This window comes from Mesorhizobium sp. M7A.F.Ca.CA.002.05.1.1, from assembly GCF_003998335.1.
Taxonomy (GTDB): Bacteria; Pseudomonadota; Alphaproteobacteria; order Rhizobiales; family Rhizobiaceae; genus Mesorhizobium.
Genome location: NZ_RZQI01000267.1, coordinates 1 through 6,711, shown reverse-complemented (window position 1 = coordinate 6,711; position 6,711 = coordinate 1). Strand labels below are relative to the sequence as shown.

The window sequence follows — 6,711 nt, the reverse complement described above, 5'->3', positions numbered from 1 at the left end:
CTCCAGCGGAATGCGATCGCCGAGTTGCTTCGCCAGCAGATGCGACCATGCGCCTGCTGCGACGACGAGGTGTCGCGCCTGTCTGGTCGTGCCGTCTGCCAATGTCAGCGTCGCACCATCCTGATCCGCCGCGACTTGGCCGATCCGGGCCATCTCAAAGCGGGCACCCTTGCTTTGTGCGTAGGCCCACACCGCCTTGCCCAGCAGTTTCGGGTCGGCGACCGTCTTCCATCCCGGCACGAACGTGCCTTTGATGAAGCGCGGCGACAGCCCCGGCTGCAAGGCGGCCAGCTCCTCGCCCTCGACATGGCGGAAACCGATGCCGAAACGCTCACGCGCCGCCCAGCCGGGCAGCCCGGCCTGGAACTCGGCTTCGCTTTCATAGAGCTCGAGCGAGCCATCCTCGCGCAGCATCGACCGCGTGCCGGAGCGATCGAGCAGGCCCATCCACTCCGCCTCGGCGAGCTTCATCATGCCCGCCTGAGCAGCAAGGCTCACCTCGTATTTTCCCAGCGCACCGGCGCGCCAGAAGCGGACCAGCCAGGGCAGAAGCTTCGGCAGATAGGCGGGCGGAATGCTGAGCGGGCCAAGCGGATCGGCCAGCCATTTCGGCAGCTGCCGGATCATGCCCTTGTGGGCCAGCGGCAGCACATCGGAAAAGGCAAAGGCGGCGGCGTTGCCGGAGCTCGTCTCCTCGCAAATGCCTGTGCGGTCGAAGACGGTGACCCGGCGTCCGGCCTCGGCGAGAGACGCAGCGGCACAGATGCCGATGATGCCGCCACCGATGATGGCGATGTCGATTGGAACATCGCTATTCATCGTTGTACGTCACCCCCTGCATGCATGTCCCAGTCTCCGCCCCGCTCGCTTCATACCAGCTCAGAACTGCGGCAGCTTCGGCCGCACGGCGAGCGCATCCTTGACGATCTTCTCGACAGCCTTGCGGCGCTCGCCAGACAGCGGCTGCCGCGGCATGCGAACGCGGTCATTTGTGTTGATCGCGAACACTTCGGCAAGCTTGATGTTTTGGACCAGGTAAGTCGAGACATCGAGATCGAGCAGCGGCCGGAACCAGCGGTAGATGGCGAGCGCCTCCTCGCGGCGGCCCTGCTTCATCAGCTGGAAGATGGCGACGGTCTCGCGCGGGAAGGCTGTGACCAGTCCCGCCACCCAGCCGATGGCGCCGACCGAGAGCGCCTCGAAGGCCAGATTGTCGACGCCGGTGAACAGGTCGTAGCGAGTGCCCAGGCGATTGATGATCTCGGTCGAACGACGGATGTCGTCGGAGGATTCCTTGATCGCGACAAAGCGCTTGTCCGACGCTAGCTCCTCCATCTGGTCGACGGTGACGTCGACGCGGTAGGCAAGCCGGTTGGAGTAGATCATGACCGGCAGGTCGCCCGCCTGCGCGACCGCGCGCAGCGCCGCGACCGTCTCTTCCGCATTGGTGTGGTAGATCGGGCTCGGCACGACCATGAGGCCATTGGCGCCTTCTTTGGCGGCGCGCTTGGCGATGCTGGCCGCCTCGCGTGTGCCGGCCTCGTTGACGGTCAGCAGCACCGGCTTCTTGCCGGCGACCTTCTGTGCGGTCTTCAGCACCTCGATCTTCTCGTCGGGCGACAGCATCGGCCCCTCGCCGAGCGATCCGCAGACGATGATGCCGTCGCAGCCGGCCTCCATCTGCAGGCTGAAGCAGCGCTCCATCTCGGCATGATCGAGACGATCATCCGCGGTGAATTTGGTCGTGACGGCAGGGAAAACTCCGGTCCACATGATCATCTCTCCATCTGATATATCAGCGGTATATCTATTAACAAACCCGCTGTCAATGCGGATTCCGTTATGATATATTCAAGATATATCAGGAGAGCGCATTTGATATCCATGGCAGCAAGCCTCCCGGCAGAGCCGGCCGCGACCAGGGCCTACCATGTGCTCGAGCACATGATCGTCACGCTCGAACTGGCCCCGGCAAGCTTCGTCACCGAGGGCGCTCTGATCGACAGGCTCGGGCTTGGCAGGACACCGGTGCGCGAAGCGATCCAGCGGCTGGCATGGGAAGGGCTGCTCGACGTCAGGCCGCGCGCCGGCATCGCCATCGCCCCGCTCCATCCCGGCGACTGGTTGCGCGTCCTCGATGCGCGTCGCGGCGTCGAGGTGGTGCTCGCCCGCTCGGCCGCCCGCTTCGTCACCCGCGAAGCCGCCGACCTGTTTCACGAAGCAGCGCTTGCCATGCAGAAGGCGGTGATCTCGGGTAATGTGCTTGCCTTCATCCAGGCCGACAAGGCACTCGACGAAGCGCTGGCGCTGGCTGCCGACAATCCCTTCGCCGCCCGTCTGGCCGCCCCCTTGCAGACCCATAGCCGCCGCTTCTGGTTCCGCTACAAGGCCGAGACCGGCCTTGCCGAATCCGCCGAGCACCATGTCGCGCTGATCCGCTCGATCCTTGCCGGCGACGAGGAGGCCGCGGCCAAGGATGCCAAACGCCTGATGGCGCTACTGCGCGGCCACGCGGAGACGGCCGCCACGCGCTGAACGTCCTTTTATATCCGGTGCGCTTTCGTCGCCGGCGCTTCCTCGAAGCTCGGGTCAAGTCCCGGGCAAGGCAGCCGCCGCCATCAACGGACCGTCTCAGCCTTCGCCTGCCGTGATGACGCAGCTCTGACCATGCGTGTCGGTGGCAAGAATTGTCCAGGTGCCCTGGTCGGAGACGAATATCTCAAGAATCAGGCTCGGGTTGACCAGGCCGCGCGCCGCCTCGCTTTCGTGGAATTTTTCGCCGAGCGCTTTGATCATATCCGCACGGGCCGCGCATTGCGCCGCCAGCGCCGGGACGGCGGGAAACGCAGAAATTGCCACGAAAAATAGCGTTGCCACAAGACGGGTCATCTGACACCTCCTTGCGCCAGACGATGTCCCCGAAGCTGTCGCCAGCGCCGTTGCTTGATCTGCCGTACCTCCTTGCGGCAGGACTGCAGACCAAGACGGCAGAGGCCTACTTGGTTCCATCACATTAGCGTTCAAGCGGATAGGGTCGCGGCCGGATTGCAAAAAAACGCCCGGGCGCGAGCGCCCGGGCCTTAATCCAAATCAATTTGTTGTCCGGTCAATTCATCGTCGGGATGACGAATTCGGCACCATCCTTGATGCCGGACGGCCAGCGCGAGGTCACCGTCTTGGTCTTGGTGTAGAAGCGGAACGCGTCCGGGCCGTGCTGGTTGAGATCGCCGAACGAAGATGCCTTCCAGCCGCCGAACGTGTAATAGGCGATCGGCACCGGGATCGGCACGTTGACGCCCACCATGCCGACCTGGACACGGCTTGCAAAGTCGCGCGCGGCATCGCCGTCACGGGTGAAGATGGCGACGCCATTGCCCATCTCGTGATCGTTGGCGAGCTTGATCGCGCTCTCATAGGTCGGGGCGCGCACAACAGAGAGCACCGGCCCAAAGATCTCTTCCTTGTAGATACGCATGTCCGCGGTCACGTTGTCGAACAGGCAGCCACCCATATAGTAGCCGTCTTCATAGCCCTGCATGGAGAAGCCGCGGCCGTCGACGACCAGCTTGGCGCCTTCCTTGACGCCGGTATCCACGTAGCCCTTGACCCGTTCCAATGCCTGCGCCGTCACCAGCGGGCCGAAATCGGCGGAAGAGTCCGTCGAAGGACCGACCTTCAGGCTCTCGACGCGCGGGATCAGCTTTTCCATCAGCCGGTTGGCGGTATCGTTGCCGACCGGGACGGCGACCGAGATCGCCATGCAGCGCTCGCCGGCCGAGCCGTAGCCGGCACCGATCAGCGCATCGACGGTCTGGTCCATGTCGGCATCGGGCATGATGATCATGTGGTTCTTGGCACCGCCGAAGCACTGCACGCGTTTGCCGGCGGCCGTGCCGCGCGAATAGATGTAATGGGCGATCGGCGTCGAGCCGACAAAGCCGATGGCCTTGATATCGGGATCGTCGAGGATGGCGTCGACCACGTCCTTGTCGCCATTGACGACGTTGAGGATGCCTGCCGGCAGGCCGGCTTCGAGGAACAGTTCGGCGATACGCATCGGCACGCCGGGATCGCGTTCCGACGGTTTCAGGATGAAGGCGTTGCCGCAGGCGATGGCCGGCGCGATCTTCCACAGCGGGATCATCGCCGGGAAGTTGAACGGCGTGATGCCGGCGACGACGCCGAGCGGCTGGCGCATCGAATAGACGTCGATGCCGGGGCCGGCGCCGTCGGTGAATTCGCCCTTCATCATGTGCGGTGCGCCGATGCAGACCTCGACCACTTCGAGGCCGCGCTGGATGTCGCCCTTGGCGTCGGCGATCGTCTTGCCGTGCTCGCGCGCCAGGATGTCGGCCAGTTCGTCATAGTCGCGCGCGACCAGTTCGAGAAACTTCATCAGCACGCGTACGCGGCGCTGCGGGTTGGTCGCGGCCCATTTCGGCTGCGCTGCCTTGGCATTCTCGACCGCCGCGCGCAGTTCCGCCTGCGAGGCCAACGCCACCGTGCCGCGCACGGAGCCGTCCATCGGCTGCATGACATCCTGCTTGCGGCCGCTGGTCCCGGCGACATGCTTGCCGCCAATGAAATGACCATAGTCAATCATGATTTCTCTCCCTGTTTGTGATGCTGCATTGTCCGCCTTTGGCCGGCGGATGGCAACGCGAGTGAGAACGCAACCGTTGTGCGGAGAATAGATAACGATTGACGAGCGAGCATCAATTCCCGCAAATGGTGGGATGCAATTGCTGCCGTGCGGATTGAGAGATTGAGTTCCACCACAGAACGCAGCGTCGATAATTGTCATCTGGACCCTCCCCATGAACTGGGATGACGTCCGCATCTTCCTCGCCGTGGCGCGCGCAGGCCAGATCCTTGGCGCCGCCAAACGGCTGGAGCTCAACCACGCCACCGTCTCACGCCGCATCGCCGCACTCGAGGAAGCGCTGCGGACAAAGCTGTTTCGCCGCTTGACCACCGGCAGCGAGCTGACGCCCGCCGGCGAGCGTTTTCTCGACATTGCCGAGCGCATGGAGGGCGACATGATCGCCGCGCGCTCGACCATTTCAGGCGAAGGCGACGACGTTTCCGGCACGGTGCGCATCGGCGCGCCTGATGGTTTTGGTGTCGCCTTCCTGGCCAAGCGCCTCGGCGAACTGACCGCCCTGCACCGCGAGCTGACGATCCAGCTTGTGCCGGTGCCGCGCTCCTTTTCCTTGTCGCGCCGCGAGGCGGACATCGCCATCACCGTCGAGCGGCCGACAGAAGGCCGGCTGGTGGCGGGAAAGCTGGTCGACTACTCGCTCGGCCTGTTTGCCTCGTGCGCTTATGCTGAAGCGCATGGCTTGCCCAAAACCGCCGCCGAGCTCGGCCAGCACACGCTGATCGGCTACGTACCCGACCTCATCGTCAGTCCCTCGCTCGACTATGCGGGCGAATTCAGCGCCGACTGGCGCACCAGTTTCGCCATCTCCTCCGCACTCGGCCAGGCCGAGGCGGTGCGCTCGGGCGCCGGCATCGGCATCCTGCACACCTTCGTCGCCCGCTCGATGCCGGAATTGGTATCCGTCGATGTGGTCGCGCCGATCCGCCGTGCCTACTGGCTGGTCTATCACGAATCGGTCAGGCCGCTGCGCCGCGTCCAGATCGTCGCCAGCTTCATCACCAAGATGGTGGAGCGGGAGCGGAGCCTATTTGTTTAGCCGTGCCGCCTTTTCCTTGCCACAAAACCGGCCAGAATGGCATCAGGCGTGCAGCCGCCGCGTAGAGACGATCCCTTAGAAAGCTGGCGCGGATAGACATGCGAGCCGTTCTTGCCATCCTGCCGCTGCTTTTCGTTTCCGCTTGCGCCAACCCGTGGACGAAGGTCCCGGAGGCCGAGCTGCCCAAGCCGATCCGCTACGCCATGGCGCGGCCTTCGCCTTTCGTCCTGGGCAATTATTGCGGCCCTGGCACCCGCACCGGCGATCTATCGGCCCGGCCGGCCGACCGCCTCGACGCGGTCTGCCAGACGCATGATGCCTGCTATATCGCCCGCCACAACCATTGCGACTGCGACGGCACCCTGGTCGCCTCGGCGAAAGCGATCCGCGACGACAAGACAACGCCACGCAAAATGCGCGGCGAGGCCGAACTGTTGATCGCCACCTTCGCCATTCCCGTCTGCAAGGTCTTCCCGCAGGGCTTCATGCCGCCGCGCGATCCCGCGCAATTGAGCGCCCTGAAGGCCGGAGCGCCCGGGTGAAGGGTCGCGCATCCATCGCCATCGTTCTGTTCGGGCTGGCTGTCATTGCCGGCTGTGCCGGCGCTGGCCGCAATGCCTGCGATCTCCTGCAAGGCCAGAGCGCTTGCGCGCGACCCGCGCTCTCCGCCGAGACAGCTGGGCCGCGGATCGCCACCGCGCAGTTTTTCGGTGACGCCGGTACGAACGACTACGAAAAACGGTTCCTGGCGCTGCTCGCCCATCACCAGCTCGGCGCCATGGACCGCGCCAACGGCACCGGCCCTTTCGGTCACGACCGCCATGAGATCCGCAACAGCGATTTCCAGGCGACCTACCGGACACTGCAGCAACTGGCCGGGCCGGTTGCCGAAACGCATCTGCCGCCGGCCGGCGCCAACAGCGGCGAGGCTCATTTCGACGGACGCTGGCGGGTGTCGCGGCAGACACTCTACATCGATGCGGCTGCGCGGCCCCCGGCGCCCAGGATCTTC

At 64.6% G+C, this 6,711-nt stretch carries 7 protein-coding genes and 1 pseudogene; 4 read left to right on the top strand and 4 right to left on the bottom strand.

Annotated features, from left to right (window positions below):
* Positions 1–819, bottom strand: an 819-nt coding sequence (locus EN939_RS15520; RefSeq protein ID WP_164751008.1) for an NAD(P)/FAD-dependent oxidoreductase, incomplete at its 3' end; no start/stop codon positions are given.
* A gap of 60 nt (positions 820–879) precedes the next feature.
* Positions 880–1,773 carry a dihydrodipicolinate synthase family protein gene (locus EN939_RS15515; RefSeq protein ID WP_127268694.1) on the bottom strand — a complete coding sequence of 298 codons (894 nt, stop codon included), beginning with the start codon at positions 1,771–1,773 and terminating at the stop codon, positions 880–882.
* A gap of 111 nt (positions 1,774–1,884) precedes the next feature.
* On the opposite strand from EN939_RS15515, the gene EN939_RS15510 reads away from it, so the two are divergent.
* The gene (locus EN939_RS15510; protein ID WP_236383238.1) at positions 1,885–2,535 is read left to right on the top strand and encodes a GntR family transcriptional regulator; all 651 of its coding nucleotides are present in this window, start codon (positions 1,885–1,887) and stop codon (positions 2,533–2,535) included.
* A gap of 96 nt (positions 2,536–2,631) precedes the next feature.
* On the opposite strand, the gene EN939_RS15505 is transcribed toward EN939_RS15510, so the two are convergent.
* The gene (locus EN939_RS15505) at positions 2,632–2,889 is read right to left on the bottom strand and encodes a hypothetical protein (RefSeq protein ID WP_127268692.1); all 258 of its coding nucleotides are present in this window, start codon (positions 2,887–2,889) and stop codon (positions 2,632–2,634) included.
* Positions 2,890–3,106: 217 nt separating this feature from the next.
* Complete coding sequence (locus tag EN939_RS15500; protein WP_127268691.1) at positions 3,107–4,603, bottom strand: CoA-acylating methylmalonate-semialdehyde dehydrogenase; 1,497 nt, start codon at positions 4,601–4,603, stop codon at positions 3,107–3,109.
* A 214-nt stretch (positions 4,604–4,817) separates the two neighbouring features.
* Between EN939_RS15500 and EN939_RS15495 the strand changes: the two genes are divergently transcribed.
* The 3 genes and pseudogenes from EN939_RS15495 to EN939_RS15485 form a co-directional block, all read left to right on the top strand.
* Positions 4,818–5,699, top strand: coding sequence for a LysR family transcriptional regulator (locus EN939_RS15495; protein ID WP_127268690.1), 882 nt, complete (start codon positions 4,818–4,820; stop codon positions 5,697–5,699).
* A gap of 98 nt (positions 5,700–5,797) precedes the next feature.
* On the top strand, positions 5,798–6,241 hold the full coding sequence (locus tag EN939_RS15490) for a hypothetical protein (protein ID WP_127268689.1): 444 nt from the start codon (positions 5,798–5,800) through the stop codon (positions 6,239–6,241).
* Positions 6,238–6,711: pseudogene (locus EN939_RS15485) on the top strand (phospholipase D-like domain-containing protein); the annotation flags it as partial. The gene EN939_RS15490 and the pseudogene EN939_RS15485, both read left to right, overlap by 4 nt.

Bases quoted from the DNA above. Each gene is read 5' to 3' on its own strand.
- EN939_RS15515 (WP_127268694.1), bottom strand. From the start codon at position 1,773: ATGTGGACCGGAGTTTTCCCTGCCGTCACGACCAAATTCACCGCGGAT.
- EN939_RS15510 (WP_236383238.1), top strand. From the start codon at position 1,885: ATGGCAGCAAGCCTCCCGGCAGAGCCGGCCGCGACCAGGGCCTACCAT.
- EN939_RS15505 (WP_127268692.1), bottom strand. From the start codon at position 2,889: ATGACCCGTCTTGTGGCAACGCTATTTTTCGTGGCAATTTCTGCGTTT.
- EN939_RS15500 (WP_127268691.1), bottom strand. From the start codon at position 4,603: ATGATTGACTATGGTCATTTCATTGGCGGCAAGCATGTCGCCGGGACC.
- EN939_RS15495 (WP_127268690.1), top strand. From the start codon at position 4,818: ATGAACTGGGATGACGTCCGCATCTTCCTCGCCGTGGCGCGCGCAGGC.
- EN939_RS15490 (WP_127268689.1), top strand. From the start codon at position 5,798: ATGCGAGCCGTTCTTGCCATCCTGCCGCTGCTTTTCGTTTCCGCTTGC.